The 19,661-nt window shown below is 72.4% G+C and carries 19 protein-coding genes, 1 pseudogene and 1 riboswitch; of the genes and pseudogenes, 15 read left to right on the top strand and 5 right to left on the bottom strand.

All coding sequences use genetic code 11. The features are described from left to right. Positions 1-2: 2 nt before the first annotated feature. From OG867_RS07030 to OG867_RS07005, 6 genes are all read left to right on the top strand, one after another. The gene (locus tag OG867_RS07030) at positions 3-311 is read left to right on the top strand and encodes a DUF2469 domain-containing protein (RefSeq protein ID WP_043444228.1); all 309 of its coding nucleotides are present in this window, start codon (positions 3-5) and stop codon (positions 309-311) included. Between the two features lie 84 nt (positions 312-395). Further along, on the top strand, positions 396-755 hold the full coding sequence (locus tag OG867_RS07025) for a YraN family protein (protein ID WP_328902639.1): 360 nt from the start codon (positions 396-398) through the stop codon (positions 753-755). A 1-nt stretch (position 756) separates the two neighbouring features. Further along, positions 757-2,382, top strand: a complete 1,626-nt coding sequence (locus OG867_RS07020) for a YifB family Mg chelatase-like AAA ATPase (protein WP_406283653.1) — start codon at positions 757-759, stop codon at positions 2,380-2,382. After that, entirely contained in the window at positions 2,379-3,644 is a 1,266-nt protein-coding gene (dprA, locus tag OG867_RS07015) for a DNA-processing protein DprA (protein ID WP_406283651.1), read from the top strand. Before OG867_RS07020 ends, dprA begins: the two co-directional genes overlap by 4 nt. Positions 3,645-3,839: 195 nt before the next feature. Then, positions 3,840-4,676 (top strand): RNA polymerase sigma factor WhiG, encoded by an 837-nt coding sequence (gene whiG / locus OG867_RS07010; RefSeq protein WP_406283649.1) that lies wholly within the window; start codon positions 3,840-3,842, stop codon positions 4,674-4,676. Positions 4,677-4,779: 103 nt separating this feature from the next. Further along, positions 4,780-5,352: a TetR/AcrR family transcriptional regulator gene (locus OG867_RS07005; RefSeq protein ID WP_406290808.1), complete on the top strand. Its 573-nt coding sequence runs from the start codon at positions 4,780-4,782 to the stop codon at positions 5,350-5,352. Between the two features lie 128 nt (positions 5,353-5,480). On the opposite strand, the pseudogene OG867_RS07000 reads toward OG867_RS07005, so the two are convergent. Beyond that, positions 5,481-6,056, bottom strand: a pseudogene (locus OG867_RS07000) (murein hydrolase activator EnvC family protein); the annotation flags it as partial. A 276-nt stretch (positions 6,057-6,332) separates the two neighbouring features. On the opposite strand from OG867_RS07000, the gene rpsB reads away from it, so the two are divergent. The 5 genes from rpsB to OG867_RS06975 all read left to right on the top strand — a co-directional run bounded on the left by rpsB (position 6,333) and on the right by OG867_RS06975 (position 10,952). Then, entirely contained in the window at positions 6,333-7,271 is a 939-nt protein-coding gene (rpsB, locus tag OG867_RS06995) for a 30S ribosomal protein S2 (protein WP_406283647.1), read from the top strand. A gap of 97 nt (positions 7,272-7,368) precedes the next feature. Further along, entirely contained in the window at positions 7,369-8,205 is an 837-nt protein-coding gene (gene tsf, locus OG867_RS06990) for a translation elongation factor Ts (RefSeq protein WP_018102373.1), read from the top strand. A gap of 156 nt (positions 8,206-8,361) precedes the next feature. After that, positions 8,362-9,138 carry a UMP kinase gene (pyrH, locus tag OG867_RS06985; RefSeq protein ID WP_403988306.1) on the top strand — a complete coding sequence of 259 codons (777 nt, stop codon included), beginning with the start codon at positions 8,362-8,364 and terminating at the stop codon, positions 9,136-9,138. 159 nt (positions 9,139-9,297) lie between these two features. Next, positions 9,298-9,855 carry a ribosome recycling factor gene (gene frr / locus OG867_RS06980; protein ID WP_328902645.1) on the top strand — a complete coding sequence of 186 codons (558 nt, stop codon included), beginning with the start codon at positions 9,298-9,300 and terminating at the stop codon, positions 9,853-9,855. After that, positions 9,855-10,952, top strand: coding sequence for a phosphatidate cytidylyltransferase (locus OG867_RS06975; RefSeq protein ID WP_328902646.1), 1,098 nt, complete (start codon positions 9,855-9,857; stop codon positions 10,950-10,952). Before frr ends, OG867_RS06975 begins: the two co-directional genes overlap by 1 nt. Before the next feature lie 65 nt (positions 10,953-11,017). Here OG867_RS06975 and OG867_RS06970 read toward each other — a convergent pair whose 3' ends face one another. Continuing rightward, complete coding sequence (locus OG867_RS06970) at positions 11,018-11,545, bottom strand: hypothetical protein (protein ID WP_406283643.1); 528 nt, start codon at positions 11,543-11,545, stop codon at positions 11,018-11,020. Between the two features lie 118 nt (positions 11,546-11,663). Between OG867_RS06970 and rlmN the strand changes: the two genes are divergently transcribed. The 4 genes from rlmN (at position 11,664) to OG867_RS06950 (ending at position 16,866) form a co-directional block, all read left to right on the top strand. Beyond that, complete coding sequence (rlmN, locus tag OG867_RS06965; protein ID WP_328902648.1) at positions 11,664-12,770, top strand: 23S rRNA (adenine(2503)-C(2))-methyltransferase RlmN; 1,107 nt, start codon at positions 11,664-11,666, stop codon at positions 12,768-12,770. Between the two features lie 70 nt (positions 12,771-12,840). Next, a riboswitch (TPP riboswitch) is annotated at positions 12,841-12,957 on the top strand. Between the two features lie 85 nt (positions 12,958-13,042). Then, positions 13,043-14,146: a thiamine ABC transporter substrate binding subunit gene (locus OG867_RS06960; RefSeq protein WP_406283639.1), complete on the top strand. Its 1,104-nt coding sequence runs from the start codon at positions 13,043-13,045 to the stop codon at positions 14,144-14,146. An 86-nt stretch (positions 14,147-14,232) separates the two neighbouring features. Then, on the top strand, positions 14,233-15,837 hold the full coding sequence (locus OG867_RS06955) for an ABC transporter permease (protein ID WP_406283637.1): 1,605 nt from the start codon (positions 14,233-14,235) through the stop codon (positions 15,835-15,837). A 3-nt stretch (positions 15,838-15,840) separates the two neighbouring features. Beyond that, positions 15,841-16,866, top strand: coding sequence for an ABC transporter ATP-binding protein (locus OG867_RS06950; RefSeq protein WP_328902651.1), 1,026 nt, complete (start codon positions 15,841-15,843; stop codon positions 16,864-16,866). 15 nt (positions 16,867-16,881) lie between these two features. On the opposite strand, the gene OG867_RS06945 is transcribed toward OG867_RS06950, so the two are convergent. From OG867_RS06945 to OG867_RS06935, 3 genes are all read right to left on the bottom strand, one after another. Then, a complete protein-coding gene (locus tag OG867_RS06945; protein WP_406283635.1) occupies positions 16,882-17,709 on the bottom strand; it encodes a hypothetical protein in 828 nt (275 codons plus the stop codon). After that, positions 17,706-18,440, bottom strand: a complete 735-nt coding sequence (locus OG867_RS06940) for a MerR family transcriptional regulator (protein WP_328902653.1) — start codon at positions 18,438-18,440, stop codon at positions 17,706-17,708. Before OG867_RS06940 ends, OG867_RS06945 begins: the two co-directional genes overlap by 4 nt. Before the next feature lie 65 nt (positions 18,441-18,505). Next, complete coding sequence (locus tag OG867_RS06935; protein WP_406283632.1) at positions 18,506-19,636, bottom strand: Rossmann fold nucleotide-binding protein; 1,131 nt, start codon at positions 19,634-19,636, stop codon at positions 18,506-18,508. Positions 19,637-19,661 lie beyond the last annotated feature (25 nt).

The raw sequence follows: 19,661 nt of genomic DNA, 5'->3' as shown, positions 1-19,661 counted from the left end.
CAATGAGCGCCGAGGACCTCGAGAAGTACGAGACCGAGATGGAGCTGAAGCTCTACCGGGAGTACCGCGATGTCGTCGGTCTGTTCAAATTCGTGATCGAGACCGAACGGCGTTTCTACCTCACCAACGACTACGAGATGCAGGTGCACTCGGTCCAGGGCGAGGTGTTCTTCGAGGTGTCCATGGCGGACGCCTGGGTCTGGGACATGTACCGGCCCGCCCGGTTCGTGAAGCAGGTACGGGTGCTCACGTTCAAGGACGTCAACATCGAGGAGCTCAACAAGAGCGATCTCGAACTTCCGGGTGGCTGAGTTATCCACAATCGCCCGCTTGTCCACCAAGATCCACTGAAGTAGGGCGGACGCGTCAGAGTCGGTGCCGGAGGTGGTGCCGATATGAACGCACGGGGGGCTCTCGGGCGGTACGGCGAGGACTTGGCGGCGCGGCTGCTGGCCGACGCCGGCATGTCCGTACTGGAACGGAACTGGCGCTGTCGCGCCGGTGAGATCGACATCGTCGCGATGGACGGGGACGCGCTCGTCATCTGCGAGGTGAAGACCCGCAGGTCGGGTGGGTACGAGCATCCGATGGCCGCGGTCACCCCGGCGAAGGCCGAGCGGCTGCGCCGGCTGGCCGAGCTCTGGCTGGAGCGGCACGGCGGCCCGCCGCCGGGCGGGGTGCGCATCGACCTGGTCGGGGTGGTGCTGCCCGAGCGCGGCGCGCCCCTGGCCGAGCACGCGCGGGGGGTGGCCTGAGATGGGGTTCGCACGTGCCTGCTCGGTCGCCCTGGTCGGCGTCGAGGGTGTGGTGGTGGAGGTCCAGGCGGACCTGGAGGCCGGCGTGGCGGCGTTCACGCTGGTGGGGCTGCCCGACAAGAGCCTGGTGGAGAGCCGGGACCGGGTCAGGGCGGCCGTGGTCAACTCCGGGGCGGAGTGGCCGCAGAAGAAGCTCACGGTGGGGCTCTCCCCGGCCTCGGTGCCCAAGGGCGGCTCGGGCTTCGATCTGGCCGTCGCCTGCGCGGTCCTGGGCGCGGCGGAGCGGATCGACCCCCAGTCGATCGCCGACGTGGTGATGATCGGTGAGCTGGGGCTCGACGGCCGGGTGCGCCCGGTACGGGGTGTGCTCCCCGCGGTCCTGGCGGCGGCCGACGCCGGTTACCGCCAGGTGGTCGTCCCGGAACAGACCGCGGGCGAGGCGGCCCTCGTCCCCGGCGTCTCCGTGCTCGGGGTGCGCAGTCTGCGGCAGCTGATCGCGGTGCTGTGCGACGAACCAGTGCCGGACGAACAGCGGTCCGAGGAGGAGGGCCGCCCGGATCCGATGCTCGCCGGGCTGATGGTGCCCGGCGCCGGACTGGGCACCGGCCTCGCCAGGGGCCCGGCGGCCGGGGACGGGGCCCGGCCGGACCTCGCGGACGTGGCGGGCCAGCAGCGGCCGCGCAAGGCCCTGGAGATCGCCGCGGCCGGCGGCCACCATCTGCTGCTGACCGGTCCGCCGGGCGCCGGCAAGACGATGCTGGCCGAGCGCATGCCCGCGATCCTGCCGCCCCTCACCCGGCAGGAGTCCCTCGAAGTGACCGCCGTCCACTCGGTGGCCGGCATCCTGCCGCCGGGCGAGCCCCTGATCGCCCGGCCGCCGTACTGCGCGCCGCACCACTCGGCGACCATGCAGTCGCTGGTCGGCGGGGGCAACGGACTGCCCAGGCCGGGGGCCGTCTCGCTCGCCCATCGGGGAATCCTCTTCCTGGACGAGGCGCCGGAGTTCTCCGTGAAGACACTGGACGCGCTGCGCCAGCCCCTGGAGTCCGGGCACGTCGTGGTGGCCCGCAGCGCGGGGGTGGTGCGGCTGCCGGCCCGGTTCCTGATGGTGCTCGCCGCCAACCCGTGCCCCTGCGGGCGGCACACCCTGAGCGGTCAGGGCTGCGAGTGCCCGCCGTCGGCGGTGCGGCGGTATCAGGCCAGGCTTTCCGGGCCGCTGCTGGACCGGGTGGACCTCAGGGTGACCGTCGCCCCGGTCACGCGGGAGGACCTGATGGGGCGGGGCGGCCGGGGCGAGTCCACGGAGACCGTCGCTGCCCGGGTGCGGGAGGCCCGGGAGCGCGCGGCCGAGCGGCTGGCCGGCACGCCCTGGACGACCAACAGCGAGGTGCCGGGACACGAGCTGCGGACCCGGCTGGCCGCGGCCCCGGGCGCGCTGATGGCGGCCGAGCGGGACATGGAGCGCGGGCTGCTCACGGCCCGGGGTCTGGACCGGGTGCTGCGGGTGGCGTGGACGGTCGCGGACCTGCGCGGCGCGGCCCGCCCGGACGCCTCGGACGTGGCGGCTGCCCTGGAGCTGCGCAGCGGGATCCCGCGCGGGGTGCCGCTGGGGGCGGGGGCGTCATGACGGGGCAAGGGGGAGGCGGGCCGGCGTATGGCGCGGACCGGGGCGCGGGTGGCGGGGCGGACCCGGCCGGGGGCGCGGACCGGGTGGGCCCGGAGGCGGCCGGGGGCGCGGGCGCGGCGGAGCGGCTGGCGCGGGCGGCGCTGACCCGGGTGCTGGAGCCCGGCGACGAGCGGGGCGGGGGGTGGCTGCGGGAGTGCGGCGCGGTCGGGCTGTGGCGGCGCATCACGGACCCGGCCGGGGAGGCGGAGCGGCTGCGCGGCATGACGGTGCGGCGGCTCGCGGGCTACCGGCTCCGGGCCGCCCGGGCCGACCCGGAGCGGGACCTGGCCGCCGTCGCCGCGGTCGGCGGGCGGTTCGTCTGCCCCGGTGACCGCGAGTGGCCGACGCAGCTGGACGACCTGGGTGACGCGCGGCCGACCGGGCTGTGGGTGCGGGGCGGGCCCGATCTGCGGCTCTGGGCGCTGCGCTCGGTCGCCGTGGTCGGCGCCCGCGCCTGTACCCCGTACGGGGCCCACATGGCGACGACGCTGAGCGCGGGGCTCGCCGAGCGCGGCTGGGTGGTGGTCTCCGGCGCCGCCTTCGGGGTGGACGGCGCGGCGCACCGGGGCGCGCTGGCGGCGGGCGGGGCGACGATGGCGGTGCTGGCCTGCGGGGTGGACGTGGCCTATCCGCCGGGCCACGCCCAGTTGATCGCGCGGGTGGCCGGACAGGGGCTCGTCATCGGTGAGCTGCCGCCGTCCGAGCACCCGACACGCAGCCGGTTCATCCTGCGGAACAGGGTGATCGCCGCGTTGACGCGGGGGACGGTGGTCGTGGAGGCGGAGTACCGCAGCGGTTCGCTGGTGACGGCGCGGGTCGCGCAGCGGCTGGGGCGCTTCACCATGGGGGTTCCGGGGCCGGCGACCAGCGGTCTGTCGGCCGGTGTCCACGAACTCCTGCGCGGGGAGGGCGTGCTGGTGACGGACGCCGCCGAAGTGGCCGAGATAGTGGGCGACATCGGGGACTTGGCCCCGTCCAGGAGCGGTCCGGTGCTGGCCCGGGACCTGCTGGACGCCGTCGCCGGGCGGGTGCTGGACGCGCTGCCGGCGCGCGCCGCCGTCGATGCCCGGGAGGTGGCGCGGGGCGCCGGGACCAGTGCCGACGAGGCCCTCGGCAAGCTGTACGAACTGCTCTCACTGGGATACGTCGAACGCGTGGGTGAGGGATGGAGGTTGACGCGGAGGCCGACTTGCCGGGACGACGCGCGGCGAGGCGGTTCTTGACCTGGGGCATTCGGGTGAAAAGGTGATGCCGATGACCTCGGCGGACGCTTCTGCGGTGACTCCGGGGCCGGTGAGCGCCCGGTCTCCATCCTCTATCCTGCGCGCACCGCGACAACCCAGTCACGCTACGCTCACAAGGATTCCGCCCCAGAGACAAGTCCCAGCACTTCACGGCAGAACGGCTCAAGGCACCACATGCCCCCTCACACCTCCGGGTCTGACCGCGCGGCAGCACCACCGGCTGCGCGTGGCACTGTGCGCCCTCCCGCCCCGTCCTCGCTCGACGAGTTGTGGCGCTCGTACAAGACGACCGGCGACGAGCGGCTGCGGGAGCAGCTGATCCTGCACTACTCGCCCCTGGTCAAGTACGTCGCCGGGCGGGTGAGCGTGGGCCTGCCGTCCAACGTCGAGCAGGCGGACTTCGTCTCGTCCGGGGTGTTCGGGCTGATCGACGCGATCGAGAAGTTCGACGTCGAACGGGCCATCAAGTTCGAGACGTACGCGATCACCCGCATCCGGGGCGCGATGATCGATGAACTCCGGGCGCTGGACTGGATCCCGCGCTCCGTGCGGCAGAAGGCGCGCGCCGTCGAACGCGCCTACGCGACGCTGGAGGCGCAACTGCGCCGCACCCCCTCCGAAGCGGAGGTCGCGGCGGAGATGGACGTCACGCTGGACGAACTGCATGCCGTCTTCAGCCAGTTGTCCCTGGCCAACGTGGTCGCGCTGGAGGAGTTGCTGCACGTGGGCGGCGAGGGCGGCGACCGGCTGAGCCTGATGGACACGCTGGAGGACACCGCCGCCGACGACCCGGTGGAGGTGGCGGAGGACCGGGAACTCAGACGGCTGCTCGCCCGGGCGATCAACACCCTCCCGGACCGCGAGAAGACGGTCGTCACGCTCTACTACTACGAGGGCCTGACCCTCGCCGAGATCGGCAACGTCCTCGGGGTCACCGAGAGCCGGGTCAGCCAGATCCACACCAAGTCGGTGCTCCAACTCCGCGCGAAGCTGGCGGACGCCGGGCGCTGAGCCGGTGCGCCGGGCGTCCGGACCGATCACCTCGGCCCGCGCGCGTACCTCTCGGCGGTGGTCGCCGTAGAGTGGAGGCGTGCCCAGGATTCGAGCGGCCTCCGTGGCCGAGCACCGGACCATGCAGCGCGGCGCCCTCCTGGACGCAGCGCGCTCCCTGCTGTCCGAAGGGGGCACGGAAGCGCTGACCTTCCCCGCCCTCGCCGAACGCACGGGCCTCGCGCGGTCCTCCGTCTACGAGTACTTCCGCTCCCGCGCCGCCGTCGTGGAGGAGCTCTGCGCCGTCGACTTCCCCGTCTGGGCGGCCGAGGTGGAGGGCGCGATGGAGCGGGCGGGGACGCCCGAGGAGAAGATCGAGGCGTACGTCCGGCGCCAGCTCGACCTGGTCGGGGACCGGCGCCACCGGGCCGTGGTCGCGATCTCCGCCAGCGAACTGGACGCGGGCGCACGCGAGAAGATCCGGGCCGCGCACGGCGGGCTCATCGCCATGATCGTGGAGGCGCTCGGCGACCTCGGCCACGCGGAGCCCCGCCTCGCGGCCATGCTGCTCCAGGGCTCCGTGGACGCCGCCGTCCGGCGCATCGAGCTGACCGTGGCGGAGGAGCCCGGGGTCATCGCCGACACCGCCGTCGCCATGATCCTCGACGGTGTCCGGGGCGCCGGCACCCGCGACTGATCCCGCCGCCACGGCACCCGCGGCCGACCCCACCGCGCCGGACCCCGCCGCCACGCCCGCGACGACCACCGCCACGGCACGGCGAGCACCACCAGCAGGGCGGGCGCCCCGGCCCCGCGCACGGCCGGCCCCCCGGCCTTCGGCGGCTCCGGCAGCGGCACCCCGTACACCGGCAGCAGGCGCGACGGACCGCGCCGCAGCAGTGATGGCGGCAGCAGCGACAGCGGGTCCAGATACGCCTCCCCCCGGCGCAGCCCCCAGTGCAGGCAGCCTCCCGCGCAGTGGAACGTCCCCGCCTCCAGCACGGCCACCACCTGGCCCGCGGCGACCTCGTCGCCCTCCGCGACCAGCGGGCGCACCGGCTCGTACGTCGTCCGCAGCGGCGGATCGCCCGTCCCCGCGAGCTCGACGGAGACCACCCCGCGCCCGGCGACCGCCCCCGCGAACGAGACCCGGCCCGCAGCGGCCGCCAGCACCTCGGTGCCCGGCGCGGCGGCCAGGTCCACGCCCCGGTGGCCCGGCCCGTACGGACCGGCGGGCGGCTCCCATCCCCGTACGACCGAGGGATGCCCGGTCAGAGGCCAGACCCGTTCCCCGCCGCCCGCCGCCACGGCGGCGCCGGGCCATCCGCCCCACGCCGTCAGCGCGGCGAGCGCGACGGCCCAGGGCAGCCACCACCGCGCCCGTTCGCATGTGATTCGCATGGCACCACCGTCCCCCGGGGCCCGCCCGGGTGGGGATCCTGAGCCGGATCTGTGGACTACCGGCCGGTTGTGGACAGCGCCGTCACCCGGGACCCGGACGGTCCCGTACACTTCTTCTGGCGACCCGGGTCACCGGGTCGACTTCGCACGCCCCGCCACCACCCGTTCAGCGGAGGTGGACGCGCCCCTCGGTCCCTTGCGGCACGGCGCGCCGGGGCGTCAGGCGCGACAGCAATCCTGCTGCCGCGACAACCGAGAAACTCAAGGAGTACGGCCATGGCCGTCGTCACGATGCGGGAGCTGCTGGAAAGCGGCGTCCACTTCGGTCACCAGACCCGTCGCTGGAACCCGAAGATGAAGCGCTTCATCTTCACCGAGCGCAACGGCATCTACATCATCGACCTGCTCCAGTCGCTGTCGTACATCGACCGCGCCTACGAGTTCGTCAAGGAGACCGTCGCGCACGGCGGCTCCATCATGTTCGTGGGTACGAAGAAGCAGGCCCAGGAGGCCATCGCCGAGCAGGCGACGCGCGTGGGCATGCCGTATGTCAACCAGCGCTGGCTCGGTGGCATGCTCACCAACTTCTCCACCGTCTACAAGCGCCTCCAGCGCCTGAAGGAGCTGGAGCTCATCGACTTCGAGGACGTGGCCGCCTCCGGCCTCACCAAGAAGGAGCTCCTGGTCCTCTCCCGCGAGAAGGCCAAGCTGGAGAAGACCCTCGGTGGTATCCGCGAGATGCAGAAGGTGCCGAGCGCCGTCTGGGTCGTCGACACCAAGAAGGAGCACATCGCCGTCGGTGAGGCGCGCAAGCTCCACATCCCGGTCGTCGCGATCCTCGACACCAACTGCGACCCCGACGAGGTCGACTACAAGATTCCGGGCAACGACGACGCGATCCGCTCCGTCACCCTGCTCACCCGCGTGATCGCCGACGCCGTCGCCGAGGGCCTCATCGCCCGCTCCGGCGCCGCCACCGGCGACTCGAAGCCGGGCGAGAAGGCCGCCGGCGAGCCCCTCGCCGAGTGGGAGCGTGACCTGCTCGAGGGCGACAAGAAGGCCGACGCCGAGGTTCAGTCCTCCGTCGAGACCGAGAAGGACGCCGCTGCCGACGCGCAGCCCGAGGCCATCGCCGCCGAGCAGGCCGACGCCCCGGCCGAGCAGGCGCCGGCCGAGCAGGCCGAGGCCCCGGCCTCGGACGCCGAGCAGGGCTGACACCCGTCACGGCTGAAGACGGCGGGGGCCGGTGCACTGGCACCGCCCCCGCCGTCCACCCGTAGATCTTTCAGACTTCGAGAGAGAACACAGACTCATGGCGAACTACACCGCCGCTGACGTCAAGAAGCTCCGCGAGCTCACCGGCGCCGGCATGATGGACTGCAAGAAGGCTCTTGACGAGGCCGACGGCAACGTCGACGCCGCCGTCGAGGCGCTGCGTATCAAGGGCCAGAAGGGCGTCGCCAAGCGCGAGGGCCGTTCCGCCGAGAACGGCGCGGTCGTCTCCCTCGTCTCCGAGGACAAGACCTCCGGCGTTCTGGTCGAGCTCAAGTGCGAGACCGACTTCGTCGCCAAGGGTGACAAGTTCCAGGCCGTCGCCAACGCCCTCGCCGCGCACGTCGCCGCGACCTCCCCGGCCGACATCGAGGCGCTGCTCGCCTCGGAGATCGAGCCCGGCAAGACCGTCCAGGCGTACGTGGACGAGGCCAACGCCAACCTCGGCGAGAAGATCGTCCTGGACCGCTTCGCGCAGTTCCAGGGTGCCTTCGTCTCGGTCTACATGCACCGCACCATGCCCGACCTGCCCCCGCAGATCGGTGTGATGGTCGAGCTGGACAAGGCCGACGCCGACCTGGCCAAGGGCCTCGCCCAGCACATCGCCGCCTTCGCGCCGAAGTACCTCTCCCGCGAGGACGTCCCGGCCGAGGTCGTCGAGGCCGAGCGTCGCGTCGCCGAGGAGACCACCCGCGCCGAGGGCAAGCCCGAGGCCGCCCTCCCGAAGATCGTCGAGGGTCGCGTCAACGGCTTCTTCAAGGAGGCCACCCTCCTCGGCCAGCCGTACGCGCTGGACAACAAGAAGTCGGTCCAGAAGGTTCTGGACGAGGCCGGTGTCACCCTGAAGCGCTTCACGCGTATCAAGGTCGGCATCTGAGTCCGTCCGCGAAAAACGGCGGACCCGGTAGGGTCTGGTGCAGTCGACGGCCGCACACCGCCGTACGACCGCAGATCTGACGAGGAGGCCATTGCCGCAAGGGACACCAGACCCACCGGCAATGGCCTCCTTCGTATGCGCACGAGGAGAATCCCCATGAACAAGGGCGCGGACGCCGCCAAAGACGACGACAAGCGCGAGGACGGCAAGGTGCGCGGACGCTTCATGCTGAAGCTGTCCGGGGAGGCGTTCGCCGGCGGCGGGGGCCTCGGTGTCGACCCCGACGTCGTGCACGCCATCGCCCGCGAGATCGCCGCGGTCGTCCGGGACGGCGCGGAGATCGCGATCGTCATCGGCGGCGGCAACTTCTTCCGCGGCGCTGAGCTCCAGCAGCGGGGCATGGACCGGGCGCGCTCCGACTACATGGGCATGCTCGGCACCGTGATGAACTGCCTCGCCCTCCAGGACTTCCTGGAGAAGGAGGGCATCGACTCCCGCGTCCAGACCGCCATCACCATGGGCCAGGTCGCGGAGCCGTACATCCCGCTGCGCGCCGTGCGGCACCTGGAGAAGGGCCGCGTCGTGATCTTCGGCGCGGGCATGGGCATGCCCTACTTCTCCACCGACACCACCGCCGCCCAGCGCGCCCTGGAGATCGACGCCGAGGCGCTGCTCATGGGGAAGAACGGCGTGGACGGGGTCTACGACTCCGACCCGAAGACCAACCCCGCCGCGGTCAAGTTCGACGCGCTGGAGTACAGCGAGGTGCTCGCCCGCGACCTCAAGGTCGCCGACGCCACCGCCATCACGCTCTGCCGTGACAACGCGCTGCCGATCCTCGTCTTCGAGCTCACCGCCGCAGGCAATATCGCCCGCGCCGTCAAGGGTGAGAAGATCGGCACGCTCGTGAGCGACCAGGACACCCGCGCCTGACCATCGGCGCGTCCACCGGTGAGGCCCGGTGGAACAGGGGCGCGGGACCGCCCCGGACAATGGACAACGGCCTGCCGGTCGGACACCGTGCAGGTGAGGACGCGACGCAGGACCCGCCGGGCCCCCGCCGGGCCCGTTCAAGACACGCAGGAGCACGTGGTGATCGAAGAAACCCTCCTCGAGGCCGAGGAGAAGATGGAGAAGGCCGTCGTCGTCGCGAAAGAGGACTTCGCCGCGATCCGCACCGGCCGTGCGCACCCGGCGATGTTCAACAAGATCGTCGCCGACTACTACGGTGCGCCGACCCCGATCAACCAGCTGGCCTCGTTCTCGGTGCCCGAGCCCCGTATGGCCGTCGTGACGCCGTTCGACAAGACCGCGCTGCGCAACATCGAGCAGGCCATCCGCGACTCGGACCTCGGCGTCAACCCGAGCAACGACGGCAATATCATCCGGGTCAACTTCCCCGAGCTGACCGAGGAGCGCCGCCGCGACTACATCAAGGTCGCGAAGGCCAAGGCCGAGGACTCCAAGATCTCGATCCGGGCCGTCCGCCGCAAGGCCAAGGAAGCGCTCGACAAGCTGGTCAAGGACAAGGAGTCCGGCGAGGACGAGGTGCGCCGCGCAGAGAAGGAGCTCGACGACACCACCGCGAAGTACGTCGCGCAGGTGGACGAGCTGCTGAAGCACAAGGAAGCCGAGCTGCTCGAAGTCTGATGAACGACTCTTCCTGGGGCGCTCCGCAGGGCGCCGGTCACCGGGTCACGCCGGAGATGCAGGGTGCTGCGGCGGGTCCTGCCTACGATGTGCACGACGCCCAGCAGACTCGGCCCATGCCCATCGTGCCGGACGTTCCCGACGCAGGTAGAGACGCTGAAGACCGTGATCACCGGGAACAGAGGGCCGGACGCCTGAGCGGCGGCCCTCTGTTCCGCGACGAGAAGCCGCAGGAGCCCATGCCGACCGCGCCGCCGCCCCCGCCCCCGCCTCCGCAGAAGAAGCGCGCGGGCCGGGACCTGGGAGCCGCCATAGGGGTCGGTCTGGGGCTCGGCGCCCTGGTCGTCGTCTCGCTCTTCTTCGTCAAGGCCGTCTTCGTCGGCGTCATCGTGCTCGCCGTCGTGGTCGGCCTCTGGGAGCTCACCTCCCGGCTGGAGGAGCGCAAGGGCATCAAGGCGCCCCTCGTGCCGCTCGCCGTCGGCGGCGCCGCCATGGTGATCGCCGGATACGCGCGCGAGGCCGAGGGCGCCTGGATCGCCATGGCCCTGACCGCCCTGGCGGTGCTCGTGTGGCGGATGGCGCAGCCGCCCGAGGACTACCTCAGGGACGTCACGGCGGGCATCTTCGCCGCGTTCTACGTGCCCTTCCTGGCCACCTTCGTCGCCATGCTCCTGAAAGCCGACGACGGCCCGCAGCGGGTGCTGACCTTCCTGCTGCTGACCGTGGTCAGCGACACGGGGGCGTACGCGGTCGGCTGGCGGTTCGGCAAGCACAAGCTGGCTCCGCGCATCAGCCCCGGCAAGACCCGCGAGGGCCTGTTCGGAGCGGTCACCTTCGCCATGGTGGCCGGTGCGCTGTGCATGCAGTTCCTGATCGATGACGGTTCCTGGTGGCAGGGGCTGCTGCTGGGCCTCGCGGTCGCGGCCAGCGCCACCCTGGGCGACCTGGGCGAGTCCATGATCAAGCGGGACCTCGGGATCAAGGACATGGGCACGCTGCTGCCCGGCCACGGCGGGATCATGGACCGGCTGGACTCCCTGCTGCCGACCGCCCCGGTGGTCTGGCTGCTGCTCGTGCTGTTCGTCGGCTCCGGCTGAGACCGGCGTCCGCACATGGCTGAGGGGCCACCGCTCGCGAGCGGTGGCCCCTCAGCCATGTGGCGTCAGCCCTGTTCGCGCAGCGCCACCCGCATGTCGCGGTAGAGGGCCACCGCCCGGCGGCGCATCCACAGGATCCAGGCACAGAACACCGCCACGAAGGCGGCGAAGAGCAGGGCGTACCCGAGGGAGCCACGGGTGGCGCCCAGGACGAGCAGACCGATGGCGACCAGGCCCATGGCGCCCAGCCAGTACGGCAGCCACCGCTTGCCCCGCTCGATCCGGCCCAGCTGGTCGTCGACGAGTCGCCGCAGCACGGCCCGCTCCTGCGGGTCGCGCGGCACCTCGTGGTGGCGGATCTTCCGCAGGAGCCCGGCGACGGCGCTCGGGGAGGCGCCCGTGACCCGGCTCGTCCGCCTCCGCTGGAGGACCAGGGCCACCATCACGACGACGGTGTAGACGGCGCCCTGGACCAGCCACATGGCCGGATGCTCGTCGTGGCGTAACAGTGCGTTCAGACCCACGCCGAGTCCGAAGACCACCACGCCCTGCCCGATCAGGCTGTCGTTGAACCAGTGTTTGACGGTGTGCACGGCACCTACCTCCTGCGCGGCGGCTACGAACTCCCTGTGGTGTTCCGGTTACCCCGTGAGCCGTCCCTCACCGCGACGCACCGGGGTACCTCCGCGCGTCTGCGACACTGGAGGAACCATGCCTAAGCCCGGAGAACTCACTTTCGTCGCGCCCCGCGGAGCCAAGAAGCCGCCGCGGCACCTCGCCGACCTCACGCCCGCCGAGCGCAGGGAGGCCGTCGCCGCGGTCGGCGAGAAGCCGTTCCGCGCCCAGCAGCTCTCGCAGCACTACTTCGCGCGGTACGCGCACGACCCGGCCGAGTGGACCAACATCCCGGCCGGATCGCGGGACAAGCTCGCCGAGGCGATGTTCCCCGACCTGATGTCCGTCGTCCGGCACGTCAGCTGCGACGACGACACCACCCGTAAGACCCTCTGGAAGCTGCACGACGGGACGCTGGTCGAGTCCGTCCTGATGCGCTACCCGGAGCGGGTCACGATGTGCATCTCCTCGCAGGCCGGCTGCGGGATGAACTGCCCGTTCTGCGCGACCGGGCAGGCCGGTCTCGACCGGAACCTCTCCACCGCGGAGATCGTCCACCAGATCGTGGACGGCATGCGGGCCCTGCGCGACGGTGAGGTCCCCGGCGGCCCCGCCCGGCTGTCCAACATCGTGTTCATGGGCATGGGCGAGCCGCTGGCCAACTACAACCGCGTCGTCGGCGCGATCCGCCGGCTGACCGACCCGGAGCCCGACGGCCTCGGCCTCTCGCAGCGCGGGATCACCGTGTCCACCGTCGGCCTGGTGCCCGCGATGCTGCGGTTCGCCGACGAGGGGTTCAAGTGCCGCCTCGCGGTCTCGCTGCACGCCCCGGACGACGAGCTGCGCGACACCCTCGTGCCGGTGAACACCCGGTGGAAGGTGCGCGAGGTGCTGGACGCCGCGTGGGAGTACGCGGAGAAGTCGGGCCGCCGCATCTCCATCGAGTACGCCCTGATCCGCGACATCAACGACCAGGCGTGGCGCGGAGACCTGCTGGGCCGCCTCCTCAAGGGCAAGCGGGTCCACGTCAACCTCATCCCGCTCAACCCGACGCCCGGCTCCAAGTGGACCGCCTCGCGGCCCGAGGACGAGCGGGCGTTCGTGGAGGCCATCGCGAACCACGGCGTGCCGGTCACCGTCCGGGACACCCGGGGCCAGGAGATCGACGGCGCCTGCGGGCAGCTGGCGGCCTCCGAGCGCTGAGGCGGGCGACCGTCGGTGCCCGGGGTCACGGCCGAAAACGGCCGTGTAGCCTGGGGCCGAAATCAACTGCATATTCCGACAGGGGAGCGCCACAGCGCTGAGAGTGCGGCACCAAGGACAGGTTGGCCGCAGACCCTCTGAACCTCGCCCGGGTCATTCCGGGTAGGAAGTTCGGACCATACTCAAGCTGTTGCGCCCTGCCCGCTTCCGGCTCCGCGCCGGTGTGCGGGCAGGGCCGCGTCTCTTCCTGGTCACTCCAGGAGGAATCACACATGAGCACCACCCAGAAGGCCGCGGTGGCGGCCGTCGCCGCCGCGCTCGGCGTCACCGCGCTGGCCGGCTGCGGAAGTTCCGACGACTCGGCGTCCGGTTCCGGTTCGACCAAGGGCTCCGGTTCCAAGACCGTCACCCTGGTCAGCCACGACTCCTTCAACGCCTCCAAGGACGTGCTGAAGGAGTTCACCCGGGAGACCGGCTACACCGTCAAGGTCCTCAAGAGCGGGGACGCGGGCGCCGCCCTGAACCAGGAGATCCTGACCAAGGGTTCCCCGCGCGGCGACGTGTTCTTCGGCGTCGACAACACCCTGCTCTCGCGCGCCCTCGACAACGGCCTGTTCACGCCGTACGAGGCCAAGGGCCTGGACCGGGTCCCGGCCGATGTCCAGCTGGACGCGGACAAGCACCGGGTCACCCCGGTCGACACCGGCGACATCTGCGTCAACTACGACAAGAAGTACTTCGCCGACAAGAAGCTCGCGCCGCCGAAGACCTTCGCCGACCTGGCGAAGCCCGCGTACAAGGACCTGCTCGTCACCGAGAACGCCGCGACCTCCTCGCCCGGCCTCGGCTTCCTCCTCGGCACCGTCGGCACCTTCGGCGAGGACGGCTACCAGGACTACTGGAAGAAGCTGAAGGACAACGGCGTCAAGGTCGTGGACGGCTGGGAGCAGGCGTACAACGAGGAGTTCTCCGGCTCGGCCGGCGGCAGGAAGGCCAAGGCCGACCGCCCGCTCGTCGTCAGCTACGCCTCCAGCCCGCCCGTCGAGGTGCTGTACGCGGACCCGCGGCCGAAGACCGCGCCGACCGGGGTCGCCACCGGGACGTGCTTCCGCCAGATCGAGTTCGCGGGTCTGCTGGACGGCGCGAAGAACGAGGCGGGCGGCAAGGCCCTGCTGGACTTCCTGATCGGGAAGAAGTTCCAGGAGGACATGCCGCTCACCATGTTCGTCAGCCCGGTCGCGAAGGACGCGAAGGTGCCCGGGCTCTTCACCGAGTTCGGTGCCACCGCGGAGAAGCCGGCGACCGTCGCCCCGGACGCCATCGCCAAGAACCGTGAGCAGTGGGTCCAGTCATGGTCCTCGCTCGTAGTGAAGTAGCGAAGACTCCCGTACGCGGACCGGGCGCGCGCGGGAGGTCGGCACGCGCCCGGGCCCGGCGCGGGACCGCGGTGCGGCTCGGCCTGATGGCCGTGCCCGTCGCGTTCTTCGCCGTGTTCTTCGCCTACCCGGTCGCCGCGATCGTGGGCCGGGGGCTCAAGGCGGACGGCGTCTGGCAGTTCGGCCGGTTCGGCGAGGTGCTGACCCGGCCGGAGATCCGGGACGTCCTGTGGTTCACGCTGTGGCAGGCGCTCGCCTCGACCGCGCTGACCCTGCTGATCGCGCTGCCCGGCGCGTATGTCTTCGCCCGGTTCGACTTCCCCGGCAAGCAGGTGCTGCGGGCCGTGGTCACGGTGCCGTTCGTGCTGCCGACCGTCGTCGTGGGCACCGCGTTCCTCGCGCTGCTCGGACGCGGTGGGCTGCTGGACGAGCTGTGGGGCGTACGGCTCGACACCACGGTGTGGGCGATCCTGCTGGCGCACGTCTTCTTCAACTACGCGGTCGTCGTGCGGACCGTCGGCGGGCTCTGGGCGCAGCTCGACCCGCGCCAGGAGGAGGCCGCCCGGGTGCTGGGGGCGAGCCGGTTCACCGCGTGGCGGCGCGTCACGCTGCCCGCGCTCGCCCCAGCCGTGGCCGCCGCCGCGCTGATGGTCTTCCTCTTCACCTTCACCTCCTTCGGGGTCGTACAGATCCTCGGAGGTCCCGGCTTCTCCACGCTGGAGGTGGAGATCTACCGGCAGACCGCGCAGCTGCTCGCCCTGCCCACGGCCGCCGTGCTGACGCTCGTGCAGTTCGCCGCCGTCGGCGCGATCCTCGCCGTGCACGCCTGGACCGTACGCCGCAGGGAGCGCGCGCTGAAGCTGGTCGACCCGGCCATGACCGCGCGCAAGCCGCAGGGGGCCGGGCAGTGGACGCTGCTCGCCGGGGTCCTGCTGAGCGTGCTGGTGCTGGTCCTGCTGCCGCTCGCGGTGCTGGTGGAACGCTCGCTGGGCGGCTCCGGGTTCGCCTACTACCGCGCGCTGACCTCGGCGGACGCCAACAGCGGTACGTTCCTGGTGGCGCCGGTCGAGGCCATCGGGAACTCCCTGCGCTACGCCCTCGTCGCGACCCTGATCGCCCTTGTCGTCGGGGGGCTCGCAGCCGCCGCGCTCACCCGGCGGGCGGGCCGGCTGGTCCGGGGCTTCGACGCGCTGCTGATGCTGCCGCTCGGGGTCTCCGCGGTCACCGTCGGCTTCGGCTTCCTGATCACCCTGGACAAGCCGCCGCTGGACCTCCGTACCTCCTGGATTTTGGTGCCGCTCGCCCAGGCGCTGGTCGGGGTGCCCTTCGTCGTACGGACCATGCTGCCGGTGCTCCGAGCTGTGGACGCGCGGCTGCGCGAGGCGGCGGCGGTGCTCGGGGCCTCGCCGCTGCGGGCCTGGCGCGAGGTGGACTTCCCGCTCGTACGGCGGGCGCTGCTGGTCGCCGCCGGGTTCGCGTTCGCCGTGTCGCTGGGGGAGTTCGGCGCGACCGTGTTCATCGCGCGGCCCGACAACCCGACGCTGCCGGTGGCCGTGGCGCGGCTGCTCGGCCGGTCCGGGGACCTCAACTACGGCCAGGCCATGGCCCTCAGCACCGTCCTGATGCTCGTGTGCGCGGTGTCGCTGCTGCTGCTCGAACGCATCCGCACCGACCGATCCGGGGAGTTCTGAAAGATGCTGACGCTCGAATCGGCCACCGTCCGCTTCGGTGACCGGGCCGCGCTCGACGGGGTCGATCTGGAGGTCGCCGACCACGAGACCGTCTGCGTCCTCGGGCCGAGCGGCAGCGGCAAGTCCACCCTGCTGCGCCTGGTCGCCGGGCTCCAGGAGCCGGACGGCGGCCGGGTCCTGCTCGACGGCACCGACCAGGACGGCATCCCGGTCCACCGGCGCGGCCTCGGCCTGATGTTCCAGGACCACCAGCTCTTCCCGCACCGGGACGTCGGCGCCAACGTCGCCTTCGGCCTGCGGATGCACGGGGCCGGACGGGGCGAACAGGACCGCCGCGTCGCCGAACTCCTCGACCTCGTGGGCCTCCCCGGCGCCGAACGCCGCGCCGTCGCCGCGCTCTCCGGCGGCGAGCAGCAGCGCGTCGCCCTGGCCCGGGCCCTCGCCCCCAGCCCCAGGCTGCTGATGCTCGACGAGCCCCTGGGCCAGCTGGACCGCAGCCTGCGCGAACGGCTCGTCGTGGAGCTGCGCGCCCTCTTCGGCCGCCTCGGCACCACCGTGCTCGCCGTCACCCACGACCAGGGCGAGGCGTTCGCGCTGGCCGACCGGGTCGTCGTGATGCGCGAGGGCCGCGTCGCCCAGGTGGGCACCCCGCTGGAGGTGTGGCAGCGCCCCGCCTCCGCCTTCGTGGCCCGGTTCCTGGGCTTCGACAACGTGGTCGAGGCGACCGTCGAGGGCGAGGCGGCGGACACGGACTGGGGCGAGGTGCCGGTGCCGGCGGGGTCACCGCAGGGCGCGTGCGACCTGCTGGTGCGGCCGGCCGGGGTACGGATCGGCGGGCCGGAGAAGGGGCTGCGCTGCGTCGTGGGCGCGCGCACCTTCCGGGGCAGCCATGTCGCCGTGACCCTGCACCCGGAGCACGGCCCGGCGCTGGAGGCCGAGTGCTCGCTGCGCGGGACACCGGAGGAGGGTGCGCGGGTGGGCGTCACCTTCGACGCGTCCGAGTGCGTGGTGCTGCCCGCGCTGTTCTGACCGGGCCGCGCGCCCTCAGGCGGGCCGGCGTAGCGCGTCGACCAGCGCGCGGGGGTCGTCGGCGTGGAAGCGGATCGTGTGGGCCCCCTCCGGAGCGCCGAGCGGGCGGGTGAAGGGCAGCGGCCGGTTCAGCTCCAGGGTCACCGAGGTCTGGCTGCCCACGATCAGGTCGAGGACCCCGTCGTCGGAGACGGTGATCAGGCGGCCCTCCGGGTAGCGCCGGTCGACCCGGGCCGAGGCGACCGCGTCGCGCGGCACGACGAGGTCGAACAGGGCTCCGTAACGTATCCGCAGAGAGCCGTCGGGGTGCACGACGTGCGGCCGGGTGACGCAGGCGGCGTGCAGGGCCAGCACCAGGACAAGGCCGTACAGGTCGAGCACCAGGAACACCCGGTGGACCACCGGCCACGGGATGAGGAGGGCCAGGCCCACCGTCTCGACGGCCATCACGAAGAGCAGCCCGTACATCATCGCGGTCTGCGGTCCGGTGTACGCGACGGCGAGGTCCCCGGGGCGCACACCGTGCGTCCGGCGCCGGATCCACCGCCCCAGGGAGGCGACGGCGCGCAACTCGTGGAGGACCAGACGGCGGACCGCCACCGGCACCGCCTGCTCCACGGCGGCCCGCCGCGCCGCCCGGGGGTCCGCGCCGCCCGCGCGTGCCGCGACGTACAGCGAGCGCAGCACCCGGGCCTCCAGGAGCAGTACGGCGAGCACCAGCGCCTCGGCGCCCGCCATGGCCCACCCGGGCGGCCGGACCCCGGCCAGCAGGCAGACCGCCAGGGCCAGTTCCCCGGACAGCACGGCGGCTGCGGCGACCCGTGCCCTTCGTACGCCGCTCATCCCCGGCCCCTCGCGATGAAGGCGTCCATGAGCCGGCCCACGACCTCCGCCTGCGCGGGGGCGTACTCGGCGAGCATCGCCTCCTTGAACCCGGTAACGACCACCCCGTCCTCGGGAATCGCGGCGAACAGTTCCTCGGGGACGGCCGCCATGAGGTCGGCCGCCAGCGGGGCGATCCGCGGATCGTCGGCCGGGGCCTCGGCGAGCGCGTCCAGGCGCTCGTACAGTTCGATGACCGCGGGGTCCGTGACCAGCGTTTCGAACAACGCGAAAATCTCCTGGGCCCCGGTGCCGGGTGCGTCCATCAGCGTGAGGTAATCGCGGTCCTTGGCCGCGCTCGGCGAATCGGTCTCCGGGGCCTGTGCCAGCAGCGCGGCGAGGGCGGGCGAGACGGGGCCGGTGGCGCCGGGCGGCTCGGCGAGCAGGGCGGCGAGGCGGCGACGCCGCTCCCGGATCGCCGCCTCCTGGCGGGCCAGGTCCGCGTCGAGTTCCTCCAGCACCTCGGCCAGCTCGCGCCCGGCGTCATCGGCGAGGACGTCACGCACCTCATCGAGACCGAGACCGAGCTCGGTGAGCCGGCGCACCCGGGCGAGCAGCACGGCATCGCGGATGCTGTACGCCCGGTAGCCGTTGGGGCGCCGCGCCGGCTCCGGGAGCAGACCGGCATGGTGGTAGTGCCGGATCGCCCGGGTGGTCAGCCCCACGAGCGCGGCGATCTCTCCGATTCGCATGCCGCCAGTAGAAACCTTGCCGCTGCGTCAAGGTCAACCGCGGGGCCGTTCACGGAATGTCGCGTTCACGCCCCCGAGAGACGGGCAAGGGCGTCGGGCGCCTCCTCCACCGTGTCGACCAAGGCGATGCGGGACTCCATCTTCCGGCCGGACGCCAGGGTTTGCAGGAGGGGCCAGGCGGGAACCTCGCGGGTCCAGTGGTCGTGGCCCACCAGAACCATCGGGACGGGTTCGCCGCGTGACTCGTAGTAGTTCGGGGTGACGCTGTCGAAGATCTCCTGGACGGTGCCGGCCGCGCCGGGGAGGAAGATCACGCCCGCGTTCGACCGGGCCAGCAGCCCGTCCTCGCGCAGCGCGTTGGTGAAGTACTTCGCGATGTGCCCGGCGAACGGGTTCGGCGGCTCGTGGCCGTAGAACCAGGTGGGGATCGACACGGACGGGCCGCCGTCCGGCCAGCGCTCCCGGACCGCGAAGGCCGCCCGCGCCCAGTCGGTGACCGAGGGCGTGAAGGACGGCACCGCGCCCAGCATCGCGCACGCCTCGTCCAGCATCGCGTCGTCGTGCGGCGCCGCGTACGCCCCCAGGTTGGCCGCCTCCATCGCGCCCGGGCCGCCCCCGGTCGCCACGGTGAGGCCGCCGCGGGCCAGGGTCCTGCCGAGCCGGGCCGCCTCCGCGTAACCGGCGCTGCCCCGGGGCGTCGCGTGGCCGCCCATCACACCGGCCACCCGGGCCCCGGCGAGCACCTCCGCCAGCGCGTCCGAGATCGCGTCGTCGTGGAGCGCCCGGAGCATCGAGGCGAACGCGTCGCCGTCCGACCGGGTCCGCCGGAACCAGTCGTACGCGAGGGCGTCCGGCGTGACCGCGTAACCCTCCCGCGCGAGTCCGTCGTAGAGCGCGTCGGGGGAGTAGAGCAGGCCCCGGTACGGGTCGAAGGGCAGGCCGGGGACGGGCGGGAAGACGAACGCCCCGCCGGCCCGGACCTTCTCCTCGGGGCCGGGCTCCATCGGGCAGCCGAGGAACACGGCGCCGGCGGTGTCCGTGGCCAGCAGCGCCGCGCTCCGCTCCGTCAGGTCCACCGACTGCACACGGCGCCCGGCCAGCGAACCGGCGGCCACCGCCGCGTCGAACTCGGCCGCCGACTCGATCTCGTCGCCGTGGCCGCTCTTGTACTCGTCCGGGCTCTCCACGCAGCTCATGCTACGAAACGCTCATCCGATCCGG

It is taken from the genome of Streptomyces sp. NBC_00209 (genome assembly GCF_045206345.1).
GTDB lineage: Bacteria > Actinomycetota > Actinomycetes > Streptomycetales > Streptomycetaceae > Streptomyces.
Note: the sequence above shows the minus strand (reverse complement) of the source record. Positions and strands in the feature narration are given on the sequence as shown.